The 24811-nt window shown below is 63.4% G+C and carries 21 protein-coding genes and 1 riboswitch; of the genes, 5 read left to right on the top strand and 16 right to left on the bottom strand.

Annotated features, from left to right (window positions below; all coding sequences use genetic code 11):
- The first annotated feature begins 116 nt into the window (after positions 1-116).
- The 3 genes from ribA to NMB38_RS19185 are packed head-to-tail and all read left to right on the top strand — an operon-like array spanning position 117 to position 1968.
- Entirely contained in the window at positions 117-734 is a 618-nt protein-coding gene (gene ribA / locus NMB38_RS19195; RefSeq protein ID WP_023534989.1) for a GTP cyclohydrolase II, read from the top strand.
- On the top strand, positions 731-1150 hold the full coding sequence (locus NMB38_RS19190; RefSeq protein WP_027915133.1) for a hypothetical protein: 420 nt from the start codon (positions 731-733) through the stop codon (positions 1148-1150). The genes ribA and NMB38_RS19190 overlap by 4 nt, the downstream gene beginning before the upstream one ends.
- Positions 1150-1968 (top strand): cobalamin-binding protein, encoded by an 819-nt coding sequence (locus tag NMB38_RS19185; protein WP_027915134.1) that lies wholly within the window; start codon positions 1150-1152, stop codon positions 1966-1968. Before NMB38_RS19190 ends, NMB38_RS19185 begins: the two co-directional genes overlap by 1 nt.
- On the opposite strand, the gene NMB38_RS19180 is transcribed toward NMB38_RS19185, so the two are convergent.
- The 8 genes from NMB38_RS19180 to NMB38_RS19145 form a co-directional block, all read right to left on the bottom strand.
- A complete protein-coding gene (locus tag NMB38_RS19180) occupies positions 1940-3811 on the bottom strand; it encodes a TonB-dependent receptor domain-containing protein (RefSeq protein WP_088523670.1) in 1872 nt (623 codons plus the stop codon). The genes NMB38_RS19185 and NMB38_RS19180 overlap by 29 nt on opposite strands.
- Before the next feature lie 176 nt (positions 3812-3987).
- The gene (gene dxs / locus NMB38_RS19175; RefSeq protein ID WP_059183600.1) at positions 3988-5883 is read right to left on the bottom strand and encodes a 1-deoxy-D-xylulose-5-phosphate synthase; all 1896 of its coding nucleotides are present in this window, start codon (positions 5881-5883) and stop codon (positions 3988-3990) included.
- Positions 5884-6001: 118 nt separating this feature from the next.
- Positions 6002-6889 (bottom strand): (2E,6E)-farnesyl diphosphate synthase, encoded by an 888-nt coding sequence (gene ispA, locus NMB38_RS19170; protein ID WP_049695372.1) that lies wholly within the window; start codon positions 6887-6889, stop codon positions 6002-6004.
- Positions 6886-7128 (bottom strand): exodeoxyribonuclease VII small subunit, encoded by a 243-nt coding sequence (locus NMB38_RS19165; RefSeq protein ID WP_023534977.1) that lies wholly within the window; start codon positions 7126-7128, stop codon positions 6886-6888. The genes ispA and NMB38_RS19165 overlap by 4 nt, the downstream gene beginning before the upstream one ends.
- Before the next feature lie 126 nt (positions 7129-7254).
- The gene (gene ribB, locus NMB38_RS19160) at positions 7255-7905 is read right to left on the bottom strand and encodes a 3,4-dihydroxy-2-butanone-4-phosphate synthase (RefSeq protein ID WP_023534985.1); all 651 of its coding nucleotides are present in this window, start codon (positions 7903-7905) and stop codon (positions 7255-7257) included.
- A gap of 80 nt (positions 7906-7985) precedes the next feature.
- Positions 7986-8127, bottom strand: a riboswitch (FMN riboswitch).
- A gap of 58 nt (positions 8128-8185) precedes the next feature.
- A complete protein-coding gene (locus NMB38_RS19155) occupies positions 8186-9106 on the bottom strand; it encodes an alpha/beta hydrolase (protein ID WP_049695374.1) in 921 nt (306 codons plus the stop codon).
- 80 nt (positions 9107-9186) lie between these two features.
- A complete protein-coding gene (locus NMB38_RS19150) occupies positions 9187-10533 on the bottom strand; it encodes a HAMP domain-containing sensor histidine kinase (protein WP_028687659.1) in 1347 nt (448 codons plus the stop codon).
- Entirely contained in the window at positions 10533-11225 is a 693-nt protein-coding gene (locus NMB38_RS19145) for a response regulator transcription factor (RefSeq protein WP_027915140.1), read from the bottom strand. The genes NMB38_RS19150 and NMB38_RS19145 overlap by 1 nt, the downstream gene beginning before the upstream one ends.
- Before the next feature lie 183 nt (positions 11226-11408).
- Between NMB38_RS19145 and NMB38_RS19140 the strand changes: the two genes are divergently transcribed.
- A complete protein-coding gene (locus NMB38_RS19140) occupies positions 11409-13583 on the top strand; it encodes a TonB-dependent siderophore receptor (RefSeq protein WP_049695398.1) in 2175 nt (724 codons plus the stop codon).
- Between the two features lie 298 nt (positions 13584-13881).
- On the opposite strand, the gene NMB38_RS19135 is transcribed toward NMB38_RS19140, so the two are convergent.
- The 8 genes from NMB38_RS19135 to exaC form a co-directional block, all read right to left on the bottom strand.
- Entirely contained in the window at positions 13882-14583 is a 702-nt protein-coding gene (locus NMB38_RS19135) for a LexA family transcriptional regulator (RefSeq protein WP_027915144.1), read from the bottom strand.
- A 182-nt stretch (positions 14584-14765) separates the two neighbouring features.
- Positions 14766-15293: an inorganic diphosphatase gene (gene ppa, locus NMB38_RS19130; RefSeq protein WP_023534987.1), complete on the bottom strand. Its 528-nt coding sequence runs from the start codon at positions 15291-15293 to the stop codon at positions 14766-14768.
- Between the two features lie 92 nt (positions 15294-15385).
- Positions 15386-16201: a M90 family metallopeptidase gene (locus tag NMB38_RS19125; RefSeq protein ID WP_049695376.1), complete on the bottom strand. Its 816-nt coding sequence runs from the start codon at positions 16199-16201 to the stop codon at positions 15386-15388.
- 15 nt (positions 16202-16216) lie between these two features.
- Positions 16217-16864, bottom strand: coding sequence for a DedA family protein (locus tag NMB38_RS19120; RefSeq protein ID WP_023535016.1), 648 nt, complete (start codon positions 16862-16864; stop codon positions 16217-16219).
- Positions 16865-17159: 295 nt separating this feature from the next.
- Positions 17160-17978 carry an ethanolamine ammonia-lyase subunit EutC gene (gene eutC, locus NMB38_RS19115; protein WP_027915146.1) on the bottom strand — a complete coding sequence of 273 codons (819 nt, stop codon included), beginning with the start codon at positions 17976-17978 and terminating at the stop codon, positions 17160-17162.
- A gap of 12 nt (positions 17979-17990) precedes the next feature.
- The gene (locus NMB38_RS19110; RefSeq protein WP_027915147.1) at positions 17991-19385 is read right to left on the bottom strand and encodes an ethanolamine ammonia-lyase subunit EutB; all 1395 of its coding nucleotides are present in this window, start codon (positions 19383-19385) and stop codon (positions 17991-17993) included.
- A gap of 46 nt (positions 19386-19431) precedes the next feature.
- Positions 19432-20880, bottom strand: coding sequence for an ethanolamine permease (gene eat, locus NMB38_RS19105; protein ID WP_027915148.1), 1449 nt, complete (start codon positions 20878-20880; stop codon positions 19432-19434).
- A 165-nt stretch (positions 20881-21045) separates the two neighbouring features.
- Positions 21046-22566, bottom strand: coding sequence for an acetaldehyde dehydrogenase ExaC (gene exaC / locus NMB38_RS19100; RefSeq protein WP_140174986.1), 1521 nt, complete (start codon positions 22564-22566; stop codon positions 21046-21048).
- A gap of 254 nt (positions 22567-22820) precedes the next feature.
- Between exaC and NMB38_RS19095 the strand changes: the two genes are divergently transcribed.
- Positions 22821-24767 carry a sigma-54-dependent Fis family transcriptional regulator gene (locus NMB38_RS19095; RefSeq protein WP_049695379.1) on the top strand — a complete coding sequence of 649 codons (1947 nt, stop codon included), beginning with the start codon at positions 22821-22823 and terminating at the stop codon, positions 24765-24767.
- Positions 24768-24811: the final 44 nt, after the last annotated feature.

The following is a 24811-nucleotide window of genomic DNA, read 5'->3' as shown; positions in this document are numbered from 1 at the left end:
CAACCGCTACGCATCGAGGTTTTCGATAATAACCGGCGGTATACTGCGGGAGCACTGCCTGTAAGCTGCTGATACAATCGGTCCATTGAAATTCCCACTTATCCCAGGAGCACAACGTGCCCGTTGTCTTTGTTGCCGCCTCTAAACTCCCGACGCCTTTCGCGACTTTCACCATGCACGGCTTTCTGGATGAAGCCACTGGCCGCGAGCATGTGGTGCTCAGCCTGGGTGATATCGCCGATGGGCAGCCGGTACTGGGGCGCCTGCATTCCGAATGCTTGACCGGCGATGCCTTGTTCAGTCAACGCTGTGATTGCGGGTCGCAACTCGAAGCTGCCCTCCAGGCGATCGCCCGAGAAGGTCGTGGCGTGCTGCTTTACCTGCGCCAGGAAGGCCGTGGCATTGGCCTGCTGAACAAGATCCGCGCCTACGAACTGCAGGACGGAGGGGCGGACACGGTCGAAGCCAACGAGCGCCTCGGGTTTGCTGCGGATCAGCGCGACTATGCCATCTGCCTGCCGATGCTCGAGCACCTGGGTGTCAAGGCGTTGCGCTTGATGACCAACAACCCGCGCAAGGTCAAGGCCTTGACCGACATGGATATCGTGGTGGCCGAGCGTGTGCCGCTACACACCGGGCACAACCCGCACAACAGCCATTACCTGGCAACCAAGGCCGGCAAGCTGGGCCACATGCTGGGCAATGAACACCAGGGCGAGGTGCCCCAGGCGTGACCCGCGCCGAGGTCAAGCGGCGCCTCGCCCTGGCTTGGTGGCAGTACCTGGCGGTGGGGCTTGTGCCGCTGCCGGTCATGGCCTGGGCCTTTGGCGGTGGCGAGGCGATGATTCCCATGTTGGCCATGCCGCTGTTCATTGCTGGCGCAGCCACGTTGTTTCTCACCTTGCCGCGCTTCGGTGCCTACAAGCGCGCGCTGATTGCCACCTCCAAGGCGCTCGGTACCGAAGCCGAGCCTGCTGCGTGGATCGAACTGGCTCGCGTGCGGCGCCTGGCCATGACCTATGCCTGCTTCCCCGCCTGGGTAGCCGCCGTGTCGGTACTGGTGGGCCTGGAAACCGTCCCACAGGTGCTGCTGGCCTTGTCCACCGTGGTCTTGCTCTACTTGTACCGTCTGCCGTCTCAGCTCGGCTGATGCGCCGGCTCATAGCGGGGCTGGCGCTACTGGCCTGCAGCCTGGCGAGCGCTGGGCCACTACGCGTCGTCAGCCTGGCACCGTCGTTGACGGAAATCATGCTCGAACTGCAGGCAGGCGACCTGCTGGTGGGGGTGCTCGATGGGGGTGAACGGCCACCGGCGTTGCGAGCGTTGCCCTCGGTGGGGCGCTATGGCCAGCTGGACATGGAGGGTTTGCTCAGTCTGCGCCCCGATCTGCTGCTGCTGTGGCCGGGCAGCGTACCCCCCGCGCAACGCGACCAGCTCAAACGTCTGGGCATCCCTGCCTTCAGCGCAGAGCCCCACAGCATCGAGCAGTTGATTGGCCAGATCGAAGAAATCGCTGAACACGTAGGCCACGCTGACCAAGGCCGCCGCTACGCTCGCGCCCTGCGTGCACGATTGAAAACACTGCGCCAGCAGTACCGTCGCGACAGGCCCCTGCAGGTCTTCTACCAGGTCTGGGATCGCCCCTTGTACACCTTGGGTGGTCAGCAAGTGATCAGCGATGCACTGGCCGTCTGTGGTGCGCGTAATGTCTTTGCGGATTTGAACCCGGCAGCGCCTCAGGTGAGCGTAGAGTCGGTCATTGCGCGCGACCCCGACATCATCCTGGCCGCCGATGCGCAACAGTTGGCCAGTTGGAAGGCCTGGCCGGCGCTGCGCGCGGTGGCGCAAGACGGGTTACTGGTGGTGCCGGACAACGGCATCGAGCGCCCCAGTGGGCAGATGATCGAAGCGACGGCTCGCCTGTGCGAACTGCTGGCCGCTAGAGCGCCGGTGCCCACGTCACGCTGAACAACAGCGTGCGCCCTTCTTCCTGGTAGGCATGGGGGCTGCCCTCGTAGCTGTACAGGGCGCGGCTGTAGCCACGGTCGAACAGGTTGTCCAGCTTCGCCTCCACGGTCAGCGCCTCGGTGGCTGCCCAACTGCCGCGCAGGCCCAGCAACCCATATCCACCCAAACGGTTGCGGTTGGCTTCATCATCGTAGCTGCTGCTGACAGCCTGTACGCTGGCACCGATGCCGAAGGGTCCCACACGGCGGTCCAGGTCCAGGCTCAGGGTGCGGCGTGCCCGTCGGGCCAATGTATGGCCACTGTCGCGGTCACGGGGGTCGATCATCGCCAGGCCCAGCTGGCTGCTCCATTCGCCCCACTGTTGGGCCAGGGCCAGCTCTACACCGTCGACGCGCGCCGAGGCCACGTTGCGGGGAATGGCGTCCTGACCGAACACGATCGCATCGCGCAGGTCGGTGCGGTACAGGGAAGCCTCCAGGCGGGTGTCGGTAGACAGCTGGCTGCGCCACTGCACTTCATAGGTCCTGGCGTGCTCGGGGTCAAGGTCAGGGTTGCTGAACTGCGGGTAATACAGGTCGTTGAACGTCGGGGCCCGGAAGCCTTCGCTGTAGGACAGCACCACATCATTGCGATCATCGAGCGCAACGCTCACGCTGCCACTCCAGGTGGTGTGAGTGCCGAACTGCTCGTTGCGGTCCTGGCGTACGCCCGCTTCGGTGGAGAACAGCGGGCCTTGATAGCGGTGCTGAAGAAACACCGCCCGGTTCCAGCGGCTGTCCTTCTCGAAGTCGGTACTGGCGTGCACGCGGTCCTGATACCAGTCGGCGCCGGCGAGCAGGCTGTGCTGATCGTTCAGGGCCAGGTCGTTCTGCCAGGTCATCTGGTCGCGGTAGGTGTTGAACACAAAGCGTTCTGAGCTCAACGTGTCGCGCTTGTCGTCACGGTTTTCGCTGTGCGCCACCTCCATCCGCGTGTGCCAGTTGTCGGTGAGCTGGGCGTCGAGGTAACTGCCCAGGCTGGCGACGGTGAAGTCGGTGTACGGCTGTTGGCCGACGCTTTGGAAGGTGACAGGGTCGAAGCCGCCGAATGGATTGTCGTATTGACTGCGGCCCTGACTGTGCAGCAGGTTCAGGCCGACTTCGATGCGCTCGCCGAGCGTCTGGCTCAGGCTGAAGTTGAGCGATTTGTTGCGGTAAGCGTCATGGTCGGCGTCACTGCTGAACGACGGTCCGGTTGAATCGATGCCTGCCGTTTCGTCCAGGCTTGCGCCCAGGTTGAAGCGCGTTGAGCCATCGGCGCCCGACACACCCAGGCTGCGCTGGAAGGTTTTTCGGCTACCGGCAGCCAGGCGCACGCGCGGGTGCAGGCCGTCACCGAGGCTCCGTCGGGTGAACACTTGGATGACCCCGCCAATGGCATCGCTGCCATATACCGCCGACCGAGAGCCGCGAAGCACTTCGACACGCTCGATCTGGTCGACGTTGAGAAACTGCAGGCCGCTGTCGCCTGAGGTCGCGTTGGCGATGCGTACACCATCGACCAGCACCAGCGTTTGCGCGGTCTTGGTGCCGCGAATGAAAAGGCCTGGCAAGCTGCCGCGCCCGCCGGTCGGTGCCACTTGCACGCCCGGCACGCGGCTGAGCAGGTCCATGACGCTACTCGGTTGCAGGCGGTCGATATCGGCCCGGGTAAACACGGTGTTCGCAGCACTGGTGGCGGTGCGCGATTCGGCCTGTCGGCTGGCGCTGATGAGCACGTCAGGCAGTTTCAGGGCGTCATCTCGTTCGGACGCCAGCAGGGGCAGAGGGAGGCAAAGCAGGGTGGCAAGGGTCGGGTTTTTCACGGGCGGTACATATCTGCGAAGTCTGCGCACTCCAACACAGCGGAGCCCAGCGCAGAAAGGCCCTTGCCCTCAGAGTCGCCATGAACGAAAAAGAAGCCGGCAATCACAGACCCCGTTGGGTAAATGACTGCCTGCTCGTTTGGCTGAGCACCCGGGCTGCAGCGCAGCCCTGCACATCAAAGTCCCAGCTTGACCATGCGGGCCTTGACGCTAGCTTCGATGCCCGCTGCATCCAGCCCACACTCTGCCAGCATCTGCGCGGGCTTGGCGTGTTCCACATAAAGGTCCGGCAAGCCCAGGTGCAGCAACGGCTTGACCACCGCTTCCCTGGCCAGGCACTCGCCAACGGCAGCACCGGCGCCGCCCATGATGGCATTTTCTTCGAGGGTCACCAGCAGTTCGTGGCTACCTGCCATTTCCAGCACCAAGTCTTCATCCAACGGCTTGACGAAGCGCATGTCGACGACCGTGGCGTTGATCTGTTCGGCTACTTGCAGGGCTTCGGCCAGCTGCACGCCAAAGACCAGCAGCGCGACCTTTTCACCCCGGCGACGAACCACGCCCTTGCCAATCTCCAGCGGTTCCAAGCCCTCGTCGACAGCAGCGCCAGGGCCTGTACCGCGCGGATAGCGCACGGCAGCCGGGCCGTTATAGAGGTGGCCCGTACTGAGCATCTGGCGCAACTCGCTTTCGTCGCTGGGGGTCATCACCAGCATGCCAGGGATGCAGCGCAAGTAGGACAGGTCATAGCTACCGGCATGGGTCGGGCCGTCTTCACCCACCAGACCGGCGCGGTCGATGGCGAACAGCACGTCCAGGTTCTGCACGGCCACGTCATGAATCAACTGGTCATAGGCCCTCTGCAGGAAGGTCGAGTAGATAGCCACTACCGGTTTGCTACCTTCGCAAGCCATGCCCGCCGCGAGCGTGACGGCATGCTGCTCGGCAATCGCCACGTCGAAATAGCGTTCAGGGTAGCGTTCGCTGAACGCCACCAGGTCGGAGCCTTCCTTCATGGCCGGCGTGATGCCGACAAGGCGATCGTCGGCGGCGGCCATGTCGCAGAGCCACTGGCCGAACACGGCGGAATATTTCGGTCCGCTGGCCTGTTTCGGCGCAACCGGCTTGTCCACAGGCTCGAGCTTGGTGATGGCGTGGTAGCCGATCGGGTCGATCTCGGCCGGGGCGAACCCCTTGCCCTTTTTTGTCACCACGTGCAGGAACTGCGGGCCTTTGAGGTCGCGCATGTTGCGCAGGGTGGCGATCATCGTGGGCAGGTCGTGACCATCGATGGGACCGATGTAGTTCCAGCCCAGCTCTTCGAACAGCGTGCCGGGTACCAGCATGCCCTTGGCATATTCTTCGGTACGCCGCGCTATTTCCCACGCACCTGGCAGGCGCGACAGCACTTTCTTGCTGCCTTCGCGCATGCTGGAGTAGGTGCGGCTGGAGAGGATCTTGGCCAGGTAGTTGGACAAGCCTCCCACATTGCGCGAGATCGACATGTCGTTGTCGTTGAGGATCACCAGCATGTCGGCGTTGACTTCCTGGGCGTGGTTCAACGCCTCGAACGCCATGCCTGCGGTGAGTGCGCCGTCGCCGATGACCGCAATCGACTTGCGAGCGCTGTTTTGCAGGCGCGCCGCGATGGCCATGCCAAGGGCTGCGCTGATCGATGTGCTGGAGTGTCCGACGCCGAAGGTGTCGTACACGCTTTCGCTGCGGCGCGGGAAGGCGGCTACGCCGTCCTTCTGGCGAAGGCTGAGCATGCGGTTGCGGCGCCCGGTCAGAATCTTGTGCGGGTAGGCCTGGTGGCCCACGTCCCATACCAACCGGTCATCGGGGGTATCGAAGACGTAGTGCAGGGCGATGGTCAGCTCGATGACGCCCAGGCCGGCACCGAAGTGCCCACCGGTCTGGCCCACGGTATACAGAAGTTCCTGGCGCAACTCGTCGGCCAGGGTCTCCAGGTCGGCTTCGGCCAGACGGCGCAAGCCATCTGGCGTGTCAGCGCGGTCGAGCAGCGGCGTGACCGGGCGTTCGCGGGGGATCTCTTGAAACGTCGTGGGCATCAGGCGAGTCGTTATAGGTGTATTAAGACGCGGCAGTTTACCCCATTGTAGGAAAAGCTGCCCATTCAGACGGGTGACGCGCTGGCGGCTTAACAGCCATCACGCGGTACTCGCCAGGTCAGTTGCGGCGTTCGACGATGTAGCACGCCAGGGCTCGCAGTGGCTCGGCCTTTTCGTCGAAGCTTTCCAATGCGACCAATGCCTGGTCGCGCAGTTCGATCGCGTAGGCCTTGGCCGCCTCCATGCCCAGCAGGGCGGGGTAGGTCGGCTTGTCGCGGGCGATGTCGGCGCCCTGGCGTTTACCCAGTGTAGCCGTATCGCTTTCCACATCGAGGATGTCGTCCTGAACCTGGAAGGCCAGGCCGATGGCCTGCGCATACACCTGCAAGGCATCGAGCTGCGCCTGGTCGGCGCGGGCACTGGCCAATCCGCCCAGGCGGACGCTGGCCTCGATCAGTGCACCGGTCTTGTGCCGGTGCATGAACGCCAAGGCTTGCTGGTCCAGCTTCATGCCCACCGAGCCCAGGTCGATGGCTTGCCCGCCCACCATGCCAGCGGGGCCGGCGGCCGAGGCCAAGGCCTGCACCATGGCCAGGCGAAGTGCGTCGGTCTGGGGGCTCAGGCGGGGGTCGAGCAATGCGCTGAAGGCCAGGCTTTGCAGGCCGTCACCGGCAAGAATGGCACAGGCCTCGTCGAACGCCTTGTGCGTGGTCGGCTGGCCGCGGCGCAGGTCGTCGTCATCCATGGCCGGCAAGTCGTCGTGGACCAGCGAGTAAGCGTGGATGAGCTCGACGGCGCAAGCGGCGCCGTTGGCGTGCTCCGCCGGAGCGCCCAAGGCCTCGCAGGCCGCGTAGACGAGCAGCGGGCGTACGCGTTTGCCGCCGTTCATCACGCTGTAGCGCATTGCGGCGTACAGGCGTTCAAGCTCGGCCGTAGGGGCGATGAACAGCGGCTCGAGTGCGCCATCGACGCGTGCCTGGCAGGCGGACTGATAGGCACCGATCATGCCTCGGGCTCCACGTCGAAGGGCTGGGCAGTCAGCTCGCCATCGCGCTCCAGCAGAACCTGCACCTTCTGTTCGGCCTGAGCCAGTGCGCCTTGGCAATCACGCGTCAGCGCAATGCCTTGTTCGAAAGCGGCAAGCGAGTCCTCCAGGGACAACTCGCCGTTCTCCAGGCGCTCGACCAGTGCCTGCAACTCGGCAAGGGATTGCTCGAAATCAAGGGAAGCTTTTTTGCGGGCCATGGCGGCAGTCTCGGCGGTAGTCTGAACGCCGCGACACTAGCAGAGCGGGGCGGGGTGAGCAAACCGCCATTGGCACGGCAGCGCCGGGTTGGCGCTACCGTTCAGGCCCTGGCGTGGCCAGGTCGATCAGATCGCCGCAGCCGTTTGCGCCTGCAGCGCCAGTCGATACTGCGCCAACTCGTCGATGGTCAGCATGGGAAGGTTGTACTGGCGTGCATAGACGGCCACTTCCTCACCGCGAGCCATCGTGCCGTCAGGGTTCATCAATTCGCACAAGACGGCTGCCGGCCGCAGTCCGGCCAGGCGGGCCAGGTCAACCGAGCCTTCGGTGTGACCGCGACGCGTGAGCACACCGCCATTGCGCGCGCGCAGCGGAAACACATGCCCAGGGCTGACGATATGCCGTTGCTCGGCCGAAGAGCGCAGTGCAGCGGCAATCGTGGTGACCCGGTCCTGGGCGCTTACGCCAGTGCTGATGCCCTCGGCAGCTTCGATGGTGACCGTGAACCCGGTGCCGTGGCGGGCCTGGTTGTTCTGGACCATGGGTGCCAGTTGCAGCTCATCGACCGTTGCCTCGTCCAGGCACAGGCAGACGATACCGCTGCAATCGCGGATCATCATGGCCATGGTCTGCAACGAAATGTTCTCGGCAGCGGCAATGATGTCCGCTTCATCTTCACGGTCGTCATCGTCAAGCAGCAGCACGGGGCGACCGGCCTTGAACGCGGCGATGGCGGCGGTGACATTGGGAAAGTGCACAGGGTGCAAGGTAGACATGAAACGCTCCTCGTAAGTGATCGATGAACGTCTCGGGGCGAGCAAAATGCGTGCGCAAGGGTGCCCGTGGGGCCCCTGCCTGACGCCTTCTTTCATCCGGACTATGACCGTCGGCCCTGGAATCTCACCAGGTCTGCTGACCTCCGGCATGGCCGGAGCGCTCGCGGGCTCATCTTTCGATTTACCGCCGGTGGGGACTTTCACCCCGCCCTGAAGACCGGGCAAGCATACCGCACCCTGTGCCTGGGTTGGCAACCCGCCGTTATGATCTAGACCGCTGTCAGCGGCTGGGCGAGGTGCCCTGCGGTGCTGCTTTGCTCAAGGTGTCGATCACCCAGTGCAGCGACGCCGCAAGCATCGGCCCATGCCCAAGGCCGTCGAACTGCTTGAAAGACACCTGCACGCCCTTGAGCTGGGTCAGGCTGGCGGCGAGGCTCCGTGCCGTCTGATCGGCGTGGGGCTGGGCCGGTTCGCGGGGGCTGGCCGGCTCCAGTGAGCCGCGCATCAACAGCACCTGCGGTTGGGCATCCCCCAACCGCGCCGGCAGGCTTGCCGCTTCGCGCAGGATCGCGCCGTCATGCCACCACAGCGATGGGCTGGCCGCCGCATAGACGGCGAATGACTTGGGCCGGGTGAAGAGGGCATGGAGCACGGCCAGGCCGCCATACGAGTGCCCCCACAGCGTCTGCTGCTGGGGGTCGATGCTCACCAGTGCTGCCAGCCCCGAGCGCATGCGGGTCTCCAGCAGGTCAAGAAAGGCATCCACCCCGCCGCTGGGTAACCCGGTGAGTGGGTCGCGTTGCTCTGTCTGCCCGGCCAGCGCCGGCGTGTAGTCGTAGGTTCGGCTGGTTCTGTCGATGCGCTGGCGGGTCTGGTAACCCACGGCGACCAGTACGGGGGCCTGGCCGGCGGCCAAGGCATCGAGTCGTTGTGGGTCCAGTGCGCTCAGGGCTGCATTGCCGTCGAGCATCCACAACACAGGGTAGCCGGTTGCGGGGGCGGCGCGCTTGGGCAGTCCTATCCACAGCCGGTAGTGACGCGCGCCGTCTGCCGAGTCGAGGTCCAGGTGGGTGAATCGATAGGCCAGGTCCTGGCGTGCCAGCAGCGTCGTATCCATCGGCTGGTCATGCTCGGGCTGGGCCGTGGCGGCACCGGTCACAAAGGCCAGCACAAGCGCCAGGCCCCGGATCATTCTGTTCATCAGGCATCTCTTCACGGCATTGCAGGCGCTGCAACTCAAGCAGCCAGATGATAATCAGCCTTTGACATGCGTAAAGCGCCTTAACTTTCTAAACCGTTGACGCTGGCCGGCAGGGTAAGGTGCAGGCGCAAGCCTGGGTGAGCATTGCAGGCCCAGAGTCTGCCACCCTGCAATTGGACGGCGCGGCGGGCAATGGCCAGGCCCAGTCCGAAGCCTGCGCCGCTGGCGGTCAGCCGCTGGTACGGTTGGAAAATGCGCTCAAGCGCGGCCTCAGGCACGCCGGGGCCTTGATCGCGCACGCACAGGTGCCAATGCGTACCCTCTCGCCAGCCCTCCAGGCAGACGGTTCCTTCGGGCGGGGAGTGCCGGATGGCGTTTCGCAGCAGGTTCTCCAGCGCCTGGGCCACGCTGTCCAGGTGCACCTGGACCACGCAGTCCTGCCCGAGTGTGCACGGCAGGCGTGCGGGGCTCCAGCCGCTTTCGAAGCAGATGTCCTGGCACAGCGCCTCCCACAGTGATGCCATCAGTACCGGTTCGGTGGCCAGGACGGGCTGCTCGGTATCCATCCAGGCCAGGTCGAGGGTGTCTTCCAGCAGTTTCTGCATATGGCTCGTTTCATAATCCATGCGCGCGCGTAACTGGGCGGCGGGCAAGTTGCTGTCATGGGCAATACGCAGGCGTGCCAGCGGCGTGCGCAGTTCGTGGGACAGTGTGCGCAGCAGCAGCCGCTGCTGTTCCAGGCTCTGGCGCAAGCGATTGGCCATATGATCGAAGGCCTGCGCCAGTTCGCCCAGCTCATCGCGCCGGTCTTGCAGGGGCAGGCCTGGGCTGTCCAGGTCGTTGGCCCGCAGCGCATCGGCGCGGTCACGCAGGCGGTTCAACGGGGCGACAAGGTGACGGTACAGTGCCAGCCCCATCAGCAGGGCCAGCAAGGCCGGCGCCACACCGTGGGTAACCAGGTGAGTCCAAGGCGTCAGCCCGGTGGGCAGCAGCCGCTCGGGCAGTTGCATCACCAGGCGACCGTGCTCGGGATGGCGCGGGAAGGTAATGCTGACGTAAGGCAGTTCGCCTTGCAGGCGGCGGCTCATGGGCCAGTTCAGCTTGCGCATGAAGGTCAGGTGACCCGCTTCCTCGGCTGTGAGCTGTGTGGTCCCCAGGCTTTGCAGGTAAGGGCCGACGACGGCTGCCCAGGTGTCCTCGGCCCTTTGCACCTGCTTACGCCAGGTCTCGACCCCCACGGCGCCTCCTTGCTCCCAGGCGAGCTCGGCCTGCCGGGCATAGCGGGCCAGGTAGTCCTGGTCGGCCTGAGCCAGGAAATAGGTGCTGCGTTCCACCGTCAGGCCCCAGGTCCAGATCAACCAGGTGAGCAGCAGGCAGAAGCTGACCTGCAGCAGGGCCAGCTTCCACAGCAGCGGATGACGCCGCATCAGGCCGGGCTCTGCACGACCAGGACATAGCCCTGACCACGCACAGCCTGGATGAGCAGATGCTGTATGCCAATGTCCGCCAGCTTGCGGCGCACGTTGCACACATGCACATCCAGGCCCCGATCCAGGCGCGTGTAGCCACGGTGCAGGACGGTCTGGTACAGGAAAGGCTTGCTCAGCGGCTCCCCGGCATGGGCGTGCAGCGTGATCAACAGGCGGAACTCCGAGCCAGTCAACCCCGCCGGCATGCCGTTGTGCATGACGTCCTGGGCCGCGTGGTCGAATACGGGCTCATCAGCGCGCGTTGCCAGGGGCGGCGTGCTGTGGAAGGCGACCCGGCGCAACAGTGCGTCTACCCGCGCATCCAGTTCCGCCAGGCTGAAGGGCTTGGGCAGGTAATCGTCGGCGCCGCGGGTGAATCCGGTGATGCGGTCCTGCTCGGCACCCAATGCCGACATGAGGATCACCGGTACGGCCTGCTTGCGCCGCAGTGCATCGAGCAGGCTCAGGCCATCGAGACCTGGCAGCATGATGTCCAGCAGCGCTAGGTCGAATGCGCATCGCCGGGCATTGGCCAGCGCCGCTTCTCCCGTCGCGCATGCATGTACCTCGAAGCCACGGTCGATGAAATGGCGGTAAAGGTCGTGGCGTAAGCGTGGGTCGTCTTCGACCAGCAGCAAGGAGGTGGGCACGGCGAGCCTTGAATGAGAATTTATATCAGTTGCAAATCATCCCACCGGACTCGGCCCTAGGCAATGGCCCCAATGTGTTAAGAAGGTTAATGCTGCTGCATGCCCTGTACCTGCTCCGGTATCGTTCGCAAAAAGCAATATGTTTCGTTTGCGAATTACTATCATATGGGCGAAGGGTGCGGCATGAATGTTTTCAGTGGGGCAGGGCGCGCGCGGCGCGTGCGGGGATGGCTGGTGGCAGGGCTGGTGGCGCCGTTTTCACTTTCGGCATTGGCGCAAGACGTAGCCGTGGTGGTCAATGCCGATGACCCCCTCGACCTGCCTGCATTGACCATCGAAGGCAATCGGCTATACGACATGCTGCCCTCCGAAACCACTGGCGGGTACAGCGTGGACGCCGCCACCGTGGGCACCAAGACGCCAGCCGCCTTGAAGGACATCCCGCAGTCGATCACCGTCTATACCCAGGATTACGTCAAGGATCGGCAGTTTGTCCACCTCGATGACCTGGCCAAGTACACGGCCGGCTTGCGTACCCTGACCAACGACAGTGGTCGGTCGTCGATCTACGCCCGTGGCTATGAGTACAGCGAATTCAACATCGACGGCCTGCCAGCACCGATGGCGAGCATCTTCGGGACCGTGCCATCGCTTGTGGCCTTCGACCGTGTCGAGATCATGCGTGGCCCGGCCGGACTATTCAGCAGCACCAGCGAACTGGGCGGTATCGTCAATATGGTGCGCAAGCGGCCGACGGCGGACTTTCAGGGACATGTCGAGGGTTACTACGGCACCTGGGATACCAATCACCAGGAACTGGACCTGAGCGGGCCGCTGGACGAAAACGGACGGGTGCGCGGTCGCTTCATCGCCTCGCGCGACGACACCAATGGCGAAGTCGACTACAACGCCAACACCAGCAACAGCTACTACGGCGCGCTCGATGTCGACCTGGACGAGGCCACCACCTTGTCGTTCGGCCTGATCCACGAGGTCAAGAACATCACGCCGCACAACGGCTACCCGGCAACGTTGGACGGCAAGGTCCCTGACTTCAGCCATTCCCGCTTTCTGGGCGCAGACTGGAACGCGTTCGACGGCAAGACCACCGATCTGGTCGCTGAGCTGACTCATCGATTCAACAACGGTGGTTATGGCCGCATTGCTGCCCGCGGGTCGCACCGCGATACCAACTATCTCTACGCCTTCACGGCCACGAACCCTACCACGGGCAAAAACTCCGAACGCGCCAGTGCACGTGATTTCACCCAGGACACCTACGCGGTCGATGCCAGCTACAGCCAGCCCTTCGAAACCTTTGGCCAGGTCAGCGAGTTCGTCGTCGGCAGCGATTACAAGAACTACGATACCGAGTACCTGAACGGGGCCACGACGCTGGGCAACATCAACGTCAACACCTACTCGCCCAAGCAGTTCGCTAAACCAGCTGCGAACTACACGACCGAGACGGGCATGCAGGAAGAGGAGTACGGCTTGTATTCCAAGGTGACCTTCCGCCCGGTCGAGCGCCTGGCGTTGATTGCCGGCGGGAGGTTCAGTTGGTACCGCGGCGATTTCTACACCACGACCCTCAAGAGCGGTGTCACTGCGGACGACAGCAAGCAGGTCGATGGTCATTTCACACCCTATGCGGGGGCAGTCTATGACCTTTCCGAAAACCATGCGCTGTATGCCAGCTATTCCCAGGTGTTCAAGCCGCAATCGGCAACCGATGGCGACGGCCGGGTACTCAAGCCACGCGAAGGCGAGCAGTACGAAGTGGGCATCAAGAGCAGCTACTTTGGTGGCGCGCTCAACACGCGCCTGTCGGCGTTTCGCCTGACCGACGAAAACCGCGCCACCACCCGTTACGACAGCGAAGGCGTTGCGACCAATGACTCGGTGGCTGCGGGCAAGACACGGGTCAAGGGCGCGGAAGTGGAAGTCAGCGGCAAGCTGACCGATAACTGGGAGCTGCTAGGCGGCTACACCTGGATGGACACCGAAACCGTGAAGGGCGATGCCGAAACCACGTTCTTCATCATGCCGCGCCACCAGGCGTCGCTGTGGAGCAAATACACCATCAGCCGTGGCGCGCTCACCGGGCTGGCCATCGGTGGCGGCGTTTCGGCAATGAGCAATTTCCACTCGGAAAACGGCGGGGTACGCATCGACGCGCCGGGTTATGCCACCGTGGACGCCATGCTTTCCTACCCGGTGACCTCCAAGCTGACGGCCACCGTCAACGTCAACAACCTGTTCGATCGCGATTACCTGTCGCGGGTGGGTTCGACTTCCACGTTCAACTTCTACGGCCCGTCGCGCAGCGTGCTGGTGGGTGCGCGTTACGATTTCTAGAGGCGTGTACCGACGGGTAATGCGGCGCCGCCTGAGCGTCTCGCCGCATTTTCCTGGCTGAAAAACAGGCATTAAAAAGCCGGCTTGTGGCCGGCTTCTCGGGGACGCTTCCGACTAATTTATGGTAAGCCGCAATCGCCTTAACGGTGTGACCAAAAGAGGCCTGAAAGAGATGGCTGATGCCCGTATGGGGTATCGCCGAGCCCTCTGGACTGCGGCTTGGGCCGGTCGGGGCTGATGTGCGCGTAGCATACAAGGGCATGCACCTGATGCCCAGCAAAAAATGGCACAGGGTGTTTCAGCCAGGCCGCTGCCGTCGAAAATGGGACCAGTGATAGACCCATCCCAGGATCTCTAGCCCTTGCGCCTGGCGCTGGCTGGGGGTCAAGCGCTCGACGGCATAGTTGTGCCGGTCATGGCTGTGTAGGTAAAGCGTGCCGTGCTCACCCATGGTCAGGTTGTGCACGCGCAACGCACCATTGATCAGCAGGGCATAGGTTTCGCCCTCCACGATCTGGGTCATGCTCATGTCGATGGCCAGGGTCGCTTCGACGGGGATCAAGGGGGCCATGTTGCCGCCTGGCATGGCCATGCAGATGGACGTGTCGTGTTTGACACCCAGCATTCGCAGGGCGTTGGCCGGCAGGCGCAAGGCACGCCCCGACACCTTGCACAGCAGGCCATTGCGCACCTCGTGGAACGGCACGTGCACTACGCGCCCGCGATGAACCGCACGCGGAATGGGAGCATCTATCGGCACAGGGCGTGGCGGACAGGTGCGCAGGATGGCATTGGGATGCTTGGCGCCTTCACCCGTGCGCAGCCAGCGACGGTGCACGCAGAACAGGTCGGCAAGCTCGTCCAGGCGAGCCAGCGGTACCCCGCGATTGAACCAGTTGTTGACGTGCTGAGGCGTCACGCCGCGCTGTGCGGCGAAGTCGGCAGGGGTCAGTCCGCATTCCTGAAGAAGGGCTCTTAAACGTTCACCAGATGTGTTCATGGGGAAAGTTTAGCGGCACGGTGCCACCAAGGGTATGAACAAGATGTTGATGGGCAAAGGGGAAACGTAGGGCAGTCAGACGCGGGTGTAGGACGTTGTAGGACGCTTGCGCCGCGATTGGCTGTGAAGCGTATTGCGCGCCAAAAAAAACCCGCCGAAGCGGGTTTTTCGTGCAATCAGGATTAGCCTTTGTAGGCTTCGACCGATTTGGTGATCGCAGCGCGGGCGGCGTCAGCGCCGTCCCAGCCTTCGATCTTGACCCACTTGCCTTTCTCGAGATCTTTGTAGTTGGCAAAGAAATGCTCGATCTGCTGGATCAGCAGGGCAGGCAGGTCGGTGTACTCCTTCACGTCCACGTACAGCTGCGACAGCTTGTCGTGGGGGACCGCGATGACCTTGGCGTCGCCGCCGCCATCGTCGGTCATGTTCAAGACACCCACCGGGCGGGCGCGGATGACCGAACCTGGGGCCACTGGGTAAGGGGTAACCACCAGCACGTCCAGCGGATCACCGTCGTCAGCCAGGGTGTTGGGGATGAAGCCGTAGTTGGCCGGGTAGAACATAGGGGTGGCCATGAAACGGTCGACGAACAGCGTGTCGCTGTCCTTGTCGATCTCGTATTTGATCGGCGCGTGGTTGGCCGGGATCTCGATGGCGACGTAGATGTCGTTCGGCAGGTCTTTGCCCGCCGGAATCTTGCTGTAGCTCATTGGGCAGTGCCCCCGTGTTTGACCAAAAAAGTGGCGGCGATTATAGGCATATTCCGACGGGGCATGCCACGTCTGGCCCAATGAACCGGGCGCTAGGCGGGGGGATGGCGATAGTCGGGATGCTCGCTTTGCAACCGGGTCAGGCGTGCAAGCGGGTTCTGCCGGTAGAACAGCGACAGTTGCTGGTAGACCTCGGGGTAGGCCTGGTGCAGCAGGTCGGGGGCGCTGAAGAAGTACTCGCTGGTTACGGCGAAGAACTCGGCGGGGTTTTCGGCGGCATAAGGGTCGATCGGCGTGTCGGCTTCCGGGTCCCGATCGAGTTGCCGGTTGAGGTCGTCGAAGGCGTGTTGCATGGCATTCGCCCAGCGTTGCACAGGCATGTCGCTGTGCAGGGGAGGCAGGCCATTGGCATCGCCATTGAGCATGTCCAGCTTGTGCGCCAGCTCATGGATGACCAGGTTGTAGGCTTCCCAGCCGCCGCTGCCGAATACGCCATTGCAGGCCAGGATGATCGGGCCCTGCTGCCAGGCCTCGCCACTGTGTTCGCCGTCCCAGGCGTGCTCCACGCCGCTGGCGTCCCGGTGGCGCTGCGGGCTTTTGAAGTCGTCGGGGTAGAGGATGATTTCGTGAAAGCCCTGGTACCAGTTCAGGTCGCCCAGGTGGAGTAACGGCAGTTGAGCTTGCGCTGCCAGTACCAGGCGTTGCTCATCGTCGAGCTCGACGCCTGGCAGGCACGTCAGGTGCTTTTCGTTCAGGAACAGGATGCTGGCCTCGCGCAACCATTGGTCTTCGGCCTCGTCGATACCGTCCAGTATGGGCAAGCGCTCGCGCACGGCTTGCCACTGCTGGACGCTGATCGGGAAGCGCGCCAACGTGCGCTTGCGCCGCCAGGCGCTGAACGACCACATGCCCGCTCAAGCGCCTCAGTGCGCTTTGGCCGTGCGGCCCAGGCGGGTGCGCAGCAGGCCGAGAATCATCGGGACCAGCGACAGCAGGATGATGCCCACTACCATCAGCGACAGGTGCTGCTTGATGAACGGCACGTTGCCGAAGAAGTACCCCAGCGTGACCAGGCCACCTACCCAGAGCAACGTACCGGCAATGCTGAAACCGAGAAAGCGCGGGTAGTGCATGCGGGCAATACCGGCCACGAACGGCGCGAACGTGCGCAGGATGGGCAGAAAACGCGCCATGGTGACCGTCTTGCCGCCGTGACGCTCGTAGAAGTCGTGAGTGCGCTGCAGGTAGTCGCGGCGGAAAATCTTCGAGTTCGGGTTGCTGAACAGGCGCTCGCCGGCCGTTCGCCCGATCACGTAGTTGGTGCTGTCGCCCAGGATGGCAGCGATCATGAGCAACCCGGCCAGCAGGACAGGGTCCATGCCGCCGCCGGCAGCGACTGCACCGGCGATGAACAGCAAGGAATCGCCTGGCAGGAAGGGCATCACCACCAGGCCGGTTTCGCAAAATATGACAGCAAACAAAATGGCATAGATCCAGGGCCCGTAATTGGTGACCAACAGATCAAGGTACGCATCGAGATGCAGGATGAGGTCCAGCGGGTTGAAATCCATGTACAGCACCTGTGGTCTGGGTCGAAGGCTCGGTTACCTGGAGGAGTGAAATTTCACACATGACAAGTGGGCCATTATACGGCGAAGTGAGGATCACGCCCGCACAGTTTGTAGCGAGGGATTACGGCAGTAGGAAGGCGTGAGCCGCGTTGTAGTAAGGCAGACAGACACTGAGGCCATGGGCATCGTTCATCGTCCACGTTCGACGCACGGAGGCTTCGACGAGCGTGTTCAGTCGCCCGTCTGTAGCGCGCAGCAGGGCAGCGGGGGCACCGCCATCCTCCTGCGCAGGTGCTCAGCCCTTGCCCAGCAGAAAATTACCTTTCTGGCTGGCCAGTTCGTCACTTTCCAGGCTGTGAACTTCAGCCTCATCCTTGAGGTTCACGCCTGACAGCTGGCGCCGACAGGCTTCACGCATCAGGTACAGCAGCCGATGCGCGGCCATGCCGTAGCTCAACCCCTCCAGGCGAACATTGGAAATGCAGTTGCGGTAGGCATCGGTCAGCCCGACCCTCGGGGCGTAGGTGAAGTAAAGCCCCAGGCTGTCCGGTGAACTGAGCCCTGGCCGCTCACCGATCAGCATCACGGTCATGCGAGCCCCGAGCAGCTCGCCGACCTCGTCTGCCACCGCCACGCGTCCTTGCTGAACCAAGGAGATGGGCGCGCAGGTCCAGCCTTCGGCATTGACCTGCTCCTCAAGGCGCGTCAGAAACGGGAGTGTATGACGGTGTACCGCCAAGGCAGACAGCCCGTCGGCAACCACGATTGCCAAGTCGACCCCGCCGGGGTTGGCCTGGGCATGCTGGCGCAAGGTGGCGACCGAATCCTCGTTCAGGCGCCGGCCCAGGTCGGGCCGCTGCAGGTATTGATGACGGTCGCTTGCGGCGCTGTGCAACACGAGGCTGTCGCGCCCGCGTTGATCGAGCTGTGCGGTCAGCTCAGCCACGTCGAATGGAAGGTGCACGGCGTCCCGAGCCTGGGCATGGGCGAACTGGAAATCCAGTTGCGCACTGGTCGGAAGGCTGGTGCCCACGCGCCCCAAGGCGATACGCGCGGGGGTGAGGTTGCGCAGGGCCAGCCAAGGGTTTTCGGGGGTGGGGGTGCGGTTGTCCATGATCGGCGATTCCTATGCAAGCTGTGCCAAGGCCTGCCGGAAGGCTGGCGGCAGGTTGTCACCAAAGCGTATCCGGCCGTCGGCCTGGGTGAAGATGCCGGTCCGTGCCAGCCATGCTTCGAACTCAGGCCCAGGCTTGAGGCCCAGGGTTTGGCGGGCATACAGGGCGTCATGGAACGACGTGGTCTGGTAGTTGAGCATGATGTCATCCGAGCCGGGAATGCCCATGATGAAGTTGATCCCGGCGACCCCCAGCAGCGTCAGCAGCGTGTCCATGTCGTCCTGATCGGCTTCGGCGTGGTTGGTGTAGCAGATGTCGCAGCCCATCGGCACGCCCAGCAACTTGCCGCAGAAGTGGTCTTCAAGGCCCGCGCGAATGATCTGCTTGCCGTTGTAGAGGTACTCCGGGCCAATGAAACCGACCACGGTATTGACCAGAAACGGCTTGAAGTGGCGGGCGACGGCATAGGCGCGGGTTTCGCACGTCTGCTGGTCGACACCATGGTGGGCATTGGCCGACAGCGCACTGCCTTGGCCGGTTTCGAAATACATCAGGTTCTGCCCCAGAGTACCGCGCTTGAGCGACAGCCCTGCTTCATACCCTTCCTGCAACACGTTCAGGTTGATGCCAAACCCTGCATTGGCCGCCTCGGTGCCGGCGATGGACTGGAAGACCAGGTCCAGTGGCACGCCCCGGTTGACCGCCTCGATCGAGGTGGTGACATGGGTGAGCACGCAGGACTGGGTCGGAATGTCGTAGCGCTGGATGATGGCATCGAGCATTTCCAGCAGCGCGCAGATGGAGGCGGTGCTGTCCGTGGCCGGGTTGATGCCGATCATGGCATCGCCATTGCCGTACAGCAGGCCGTCGAGAATGCTCGCCGCGATACCGGCCGGTTCGTCGGTAGGGTGGTTGGGCTGCAGTCGCGTCGACAAGCGCCCGCGCAGGCCCATGGTGCCGCGAAACTGGGTGACGACACGGATCTTCTGGGCCACCAGCACCAGGTCCTGGACGCGCATGATCTTCGATACGGCGGCGGCCATTTCCGGCGTCAGGCCCGGCGCCAATGCGCGCAGGCTGTTTTCGTCGGCCTGCTCGCTCAACAGCCAGTCACGCAAGCCGCCCACGGTCAGGTGGCTGACCGGTGCGAACGCCTGTGCATCGTGAGTATCGATGATCAAGCGGGTGACTTCGTCGTCTTCGTAGGGGATCAGCGCTTCGCTCAGAAAATGCGAGAGCGGAATGTTGGCCAATGCCATTTGCGCAGCCACACGCTCGCCATCGCTTGAAGCCGCGACCTCGGCGAGGTAGTCGCCGGAGCGTGCCGGGCTGGCCTTGGCCATCACTTCCCTGAGGCTGTCGAAGCGATAGACCAGGTTGCCTACGGTGTGTACGAAACTTGCCATGCAGATTCTCCAAAGCCGCGGGGCGCCCCGCGGCGAGTGTCGTCGATCAGTGCAAGGCCTCTTCGGCCTTCTGGATCGCGGCGAATTCCTCTTCTGGCGTGCCCGCTACCAAGTGGTGACGGCTGTAGAACGCAAAGTACGCAATCAGCACCGCATAGATCACGGCAGCGCCAATCACCACGCGCGGGTCGACCAGGAAGCCGGCGACCACGGCGATGCAGGCCAGCACCAGGGCCAGGCCCGAGGTGAAGATGCCGCCTGGGGTGCGGTAAGGGCGCTCCATTTTCGGGCGACGGATGCGCAAGGTGATGTGCGCCGCCATCATCAGTACATAAGACAAGGTAGCCCCGAACACGGCAACCAGGATGAGCAAGTCGCCTTGACCTGTCAGCGACAGGGCAAAACCGATGATGCCTGGGATCACCAACGCCATGACCGGTGCCTTGCTCTTGTTGGTCTCGGACAGTTTGCGCGGCAGGTAACCGGCTCGCGACAGCGCGAAGATCTGGCGCGAGTAGGCATAGATGATCGAGAAGAAGCTGGCGATCAGGCCTGCCAGGCCCACCAGGTTGACGAAGCTGCCCATCCAGGTGGAACCGCCGTAAGCCTTGGCCAGCGCCTCGACCAGCGGATTGCCGGAGGCCTTGAGTGCTTCGGAGCCTGCGCCGCCGGGGCCGACGATCAGGATCAGCAGGGCGAACGCCACCAGCACCAGCATCGCGCCAATCAGGCCGCGTGGCAGGTCGCGCTTGGGGTTCTTGGTTTCTTCGGCAGCCAGTGGCACGCCCTCGACCGCCAGGAAGAACCAGATCGCGTAGGGAATGGCTGCCCACACGCCTACATAGCCAAACGGCAGGAAGCTGCTGGCCCCTGCGGCATCGGTGACGGCGATGTCGAACAGGTTGGCTGCATCAAAATGGGGCACCATGGCCACTAGGAACACGGCCAGTGCAACGGCGGCGATGGCGGTGATGATGAACATCAGCTTGAGCGCCTCGCCCACGCCAAAGATGTGGATGCCGATGAACACCACGTAGAACGCCAGGTAGATCATCCAGCCGCCGATGCCGAACAACGACTGGCAATAGGCGCCGATGAAGGTGGCAATGGCCGCCGGCGCGATGGCGTACTCGATCAGGATGGCGGTGCCGGTCAGGAACCCGCCCCAGGGCCCGAAGGCGCTGCGGGCGAACCCGTAGCCACCGCCGGCAGTAGGGATCATCGACGACAGTTCGGCCAGGGAGAAGCACATGCACAGGTACATGGTGGCCATCAGCAGGGTTGCGAGGAACATGCCGCCCCAGCCGCCCTGGGCCAGGCCGAAGTTCCAGCCGGCGTAGTCGCCGGAGATGACGTAGGCAACGCCTAGGCCGACCAGAAGCACCCAGCCGGCGGCGCCTTTCTTGAGTTCACGCTGTTGGAAATAGTCGGAACCGACTTTCTCGAAATCTACGGAAGAGCCTGCCGGGCTACCGGCTGGTTGTTCGCTTGGCATGGTTTCACCTGTTCTTTTTCTTGGTGGCCGGAAGGGGTTCGGGCCGATGGTGATCTGTACTGCAGGAAGCGAGCCAGAGCGGTTGGTGCATGACAACCGCCCTGAACAGAGGGCCAGTCAACGCCGGCCTTTGCACCGTAACCGGTGGAAAGACCGGCGCAGGGCTTAGAAGAAGCCCAGTGGGTTAATGTCGTAGCTCACCAGCAGGTTCTTGGTCTGCTGGTAGTGATCGAGCATCATCTTGTGGGTCTCACGGCCAACACCGGACTTTTTGTAACCCCCGAAGGCCGCATGCGCCGGATACAGGTGGTAGCAGTTGGTCCACACACGCCCGGCCTTGATGCCGCGGCCCATGCGGTAGGCACGGTTGATGTCGCGGGTCCAGACCCCGGCGCCCAGGCCGAACTCGGTATCGTTGGCAATGGCCAGGGCTTCGGCCTCGTCCTTGAAGGTGGTGACGCTCACCACCGGGCCGAAGATTTCCTCCTGGAACACGCGCATCTTGTTGTTGCCCTTGAGCAGGGTCGGCTGGATGTAGTAACCGGTGGCCAGCGCGCCTTCGAGTTTCTCGACCTTGCCCCCGGTCAGCAGCTCGGCGCCTTCCTGCTGGGCGATCTCGAGGTAAGACAAGATCTTCTCGAACTGCTGTTGCGAGGCCTGTGCACCGACCATGGTGTCGGTGTCCAGCGGGTCGCCGCGCTTGATCTGCAGCACCTTCTTCATCACCACTTCCATGAACTGCGGGTAGATCGACTCCTGGACCAGGGCTCGGGATGGGCAGGTGCACACCTCGCCCTGGTTGAAAAATGCCAGGACCATGCCTTCGGCAGCCTTGTCGATGAAGCTCGGTTCGGCCTGCATGATGTCTTCGAAGTACACGTTCGGCGATTTACCGCCCAGTTCCACCGTCGACGGGATGATGTTCTCGGCCGCGCACTTCATGATGTGCGAGCCCACGGGCGTGGAGCCTGTGAAGGCAATCTTGGCGATGCGCTTGCTGGTGGCCAGCGCCTCGCCCGCTTCACGGCCATAGCCTTGCACCACGTTCAGCACGCCCTTGGGCAGCAGGTCGCCGATCAGCTCCACCAGCACGGTAATGCCCAGTGGCGTCTGTTCGGCGGGCTTGAGCACCACGCAGTTGCCTGCTGCCAGCGCCGGCGCGAGTTTCCAGGCGGCCATCAGGATCGGGAAGTTCCACGGGATGATCTGACCGACCACCCCCAGCGGCTCATGGATATGGTAGGCCACGGTGCTTTCGTTGATTTCCGCAGCGCCGCCTTCCTGGGCGCGGATGCATCCGGCGAAGTAGCGGAAGTGGTCGACGGCCAGCGGGATGTCGGCATTGAGGGTTTCCCGCACGGGTTTGCCGTTGTCCCAGGTTTCGGTGATGGCCAGCACTTCGAGGTTCTGCTCGATACGGTCGGCGATGCGCAGCAACACGTTGGAGCGGTCCTGGACGGACGTGCGGCCCCAGGCATCGACAGCGGCGTGGGCAGCGTCCAGGGCCTTGTCGATGTCTTCGGCGGTGGAACGGGGGAATTCGGCAATCGGCTGCCCGTCCACGGGCGATGTGTTGGTGAAGTACTCACCCTTTACCGGAGGAACGAACTCACCACCGATGTAGTTGCCGTAGCGGCTTTTGAAGGAAACCTTCGCGCCTTCGGTACCGGGATGTGCATAACGCATGGTGTGTCTCCTGGCTATTGTGTTTGTGTGGAGTGCAAAGCGTAGAGCAAAGGTTGGGCCATCGTTTTGCGCTTCAATGAAATCAAGCAGTTGGCGCCGCACAGCGCCCACTGGCCACCCGCGATGTGCCGTGTTCGATACAGGCTTGGGTGACACTGTGTACCGCCGATGACACGCCTTGTGGCGGGTGCATTGCAAACCGGCCTGCTGTGGAGGATGCTGGCTTTAGCCTCTATCTGCGGAGAACCACAATAATGCAGAGCAATCCATTTACCCGGCATGCCAGGCAAGTGCATACGGTCGCCCATGGCGGCGGTGTCGAAGGCGGCAGCGACCCGTCCATTGCCCGCTCCTGGCTGCGCTGCCTGGAGGACTATCATCTGGATCCCGCGCTGGCCGAAGCCCCGGTGGTCCTCGAGCATGGCCGCCTGCTGGAAAGCCGCGAACGCATGCGCCAGGTGCTGCAAATCGCCGATCAGGAAATGAACAGCCTGCACCAGCAGCTTTCCGGTGCCGGCCATGCGGTGCTGCTCACCGATGCCCGTGGTGTGATCCTCAATTGCGTCACCGCTCCTACCGAGCGGCGCAGCTTCGAGCAGGCCGGGCTGTGGCTGGGCGCTGACTGGAGCGAGGCGCGAGAGGGCACCAACGGCATCGGCACCTGCCTGGTCGAACGCCAGGCGTTGACCATTCACCAGCACGAACACTTTCGTGGGCGGCATACGGGGCTGACCTGTTCGGCCAGCCCGGTGTTCGACCCTCACGGGCACTTGCTGGCCGTGCTGGATGTGTCTTCAGCGCGGCCCGACGTCTCGCGCCAAAGCGAATTCCACACCATGGCCATGGTGACCCTGTCGGCCAAGATGATCGAAAGCTGCTATTTCATGCGCCAGTTCGAACACCACTGGCTGCTGCGTTTTCACCTGCAGGCCGAGTCGGTCGGGCTGTTCAGCGAGGGGCTGCTGGCAGTCGACGGCGATGGCCGTATCTGCGCGGCCAACCAGAGTGCGCTGAACCTGCTGGGCCGCGTGCGCGCCGGCGTGGAAGGGCAGACCCTGGAGCAGTTTTTCGCCTGCACCCATGACGAGCTGTTCAGCCGTGCCATGCCCGATGGCAGCGCAGCCTGGCCGCTGCTGACCCTGGACGGGCGGCAGGTGTTCGCCAGCCTGCGTGGCCAGGCACGTACGCCGGTCTGGACCGTGCCCGCCGGGCATGCGCGCCGCGTCGTGCGGCAGCCTGCGCAGGTCTGCCTGCTGGACCCGGCACTGCAACACGATTTTCGCCGCAGTGTGCGGGTGTTCGAGCGCAATGTACCGCTGCTGCTGAGTGGAGAGACGGGCTGCGGCAAGGAAGCCTTCGCCCAGGCCGTGCATCAGGCCAGCGAACGCCGGGACAAGCCCTTCGTGGCCATCAACTGTGCATCCATCCCCGAAAGCCTGATCGAAAGCGAGTTGTTCGGCTATCGGGCCGGCAGCTTCACCGGGGCGCGCAAGGAGGGCATGCGCGGCAAGCTGCTGCAGGCCGACGGCGGTACCTTGCTGCTCGACGAGATCGGCGACATGCCCTTGGATCTGCAAACGCGGCTGCTGCGCGTGCTCGAAGAGCGGCAGGTGGTGCCAATCGGCGGCGAGCCGCAGGCTGTGGATGTACGCATCATCAGTGCCACCCACCGGGACCTGTTGCAACGAGTGGCCCAGGGTACGTTCCGTGAAGATCTTTACTACCGCCTCAATGGGCTCGAAGTCGCATTGCCTGCCGTGCGCGAGCGCAGCGACAAAGCGCAGTTGCTGGACGTGCTGCTGCGCCAGGAAACCCAGGGCCAGCTGATCGAGCTCGAACCCAAGGCGCGTCAGGCACTGCTGGACTACCCCTGGCCTGGTAACGTGCGGCAGATGCGCAACGTGCTGCGCACCCTGGCAGCCTTGTGCGACGAGGGTCGCGTCACGCTGGCAGACTTGCCTGCCGTGGTGCGTACGGCGCGTGGGCAAGACGCCGCGCCCGTGGCCATGTCGGGCTTGCCGAATGAGGGTTCATCGGTACCTGGGAACAAGACCACATTGGAGGCGGCCGAACGCCATGCGCTGCTGGCCGTTCTTGAGGCCCGGCATTGGCAGCTTACCCGGGTAGCTGAGCATCTGGGCATCAGCCGTAACACGCTGTACCGCAAACTGCGCAAGCATGGCATCAGTCGGCCCTTGTAACGAAACAGCGGGTGCGATTTGTCGCGCCCTGGGCTACCCTGCCT

This window comes from Pseudomonas sp. FBCC-B35, assembly GCF_059133755.1.
This window is presented reverse-complemented; position numbering and strand designations above follow the sequence as displayed.

Excerpts from the sequence above, each read along its gene's own strand:
- NMB38_RS19185 (WP_027915134.1), top strand. The coding sequence starts at position 1,150 with ATGCGCCGGCTCATAGCGGGGCTGGCGCTACTGGCCTGCAGCCTGGCG.
- dxs (WP_059183600.1), bottom strand. The coding sequence starts at position 5,883 with ATGCCCACGACGTTTCAAGAGATCCCCCGCGAACGCCCGGTCACGCCG.
- ispA (WP_049695372.1), bottom strand. The coding sequence starts at position 6,889 with ATGATCGGTGCCTATCAGTCCGCCTGCCAGGCACGCGTCGATGGCGCA.
- NMB38_RS19165 (WP_023534977.1), bottom strand. The coding sequence starts at position 7,128 with ATGGCCCGCAAAAAAGCTTCCCTTGATTTCGAGCAATCCCTTGCCGAG.
- ribB (WP_023534985.1), bottom strand. The coding sequence starts at position 7,905 with ATGTCTACCTTGCACCCTGTGCACTTTCCCAATGTCACCGCCGCCATC.
- NMB38_RS19155 (WP_049695374.1), bottom strand. The coding sequence starts at position 9,106 with ATGAACAGAATGATCCGGGGCCTGGCGCTTGTGCTGGCCTTTGTGACC.
- NMB38_RS19150 (WP_028687659.1), bottom strand. The coding sequence starts at position 10,533 with ATGCGGCGTCATCCGCTGCTGTGGAAGCTGGCCCTGCTGCAGGTCAGC.
- NMB38_RS19140 (WP_049695398.1), top strand. The coding sequence starts at position 11,409 with ATGAATGTTTTCAGTGGGGCAGGGCGCGCGCGGCGCGTGCGGGGATGG.
- NMB38_RS19135 (WP_027915144.1), bottom strand. The coding sequence starts at position 14,583 with ATGAACACATCTGGTGAACGTTTAAGAGCCCTTCTTCAGGAATGCGGA.
- ppa (WP_023534987.1), bottom strand. The coding sequence starts at position 15,293 with ATGAGCTACAGCAAGATTCCGGCGGGCAAAGACCTGCCGAACGACATC.
- NMB38_RS19125 (WP_049695376.1), bottom strand. The coding sequence starts at position 16,201 with ATGTGGTCGTTCAGCGCCTGGCGGCGCAAGCGCACGTTGGCGCGCTTC.
- NMB38_RS19120 (WP_023535016.1), bottom strand. The coding sequence starts at position 16,864 with ATGGATTTCAACCCGCTGGACCTCATCCTGCATCTCGATGCGTACCTT.
- eutC (WP_027915146.1), bottom strand. The coding sequence starts at position 17,978 with ATGGACAACCGCACCCCCACCCCCGAAAACCCTTGGCTGGCCCTGCGC.
- NMB38_RS19110 (WP_027915147.1), bottom strand. The coding sequence starts at position 19,385 with ATGGCAAGTTTCGTACACACCGTAGGCAACCTGGTCTATCGCTTCGAC.
- eat (WP_027915148.1), bottom strand. The coding sequence starts at position 20,880 with ATGCCAAGCGAACAACCAGCCGGTAGCCCGGCAGGCTCTTCCGTAGAT.
- exaC (WP_140174986.1), bottom strand. The coding sequence starts at position 22,566 with ATGCGTTATGCACATCCCGGTACCGAAGGCGCGAAGGTTTCCTTCAAA.
- NMB38_RS19095 (WP_049695379.1), top strand. The coding sequence starts at position 22,821 with ATGCAGAGCAATCCATTTACCCGGCATGCCAGGCAAGTGCATACGGTC.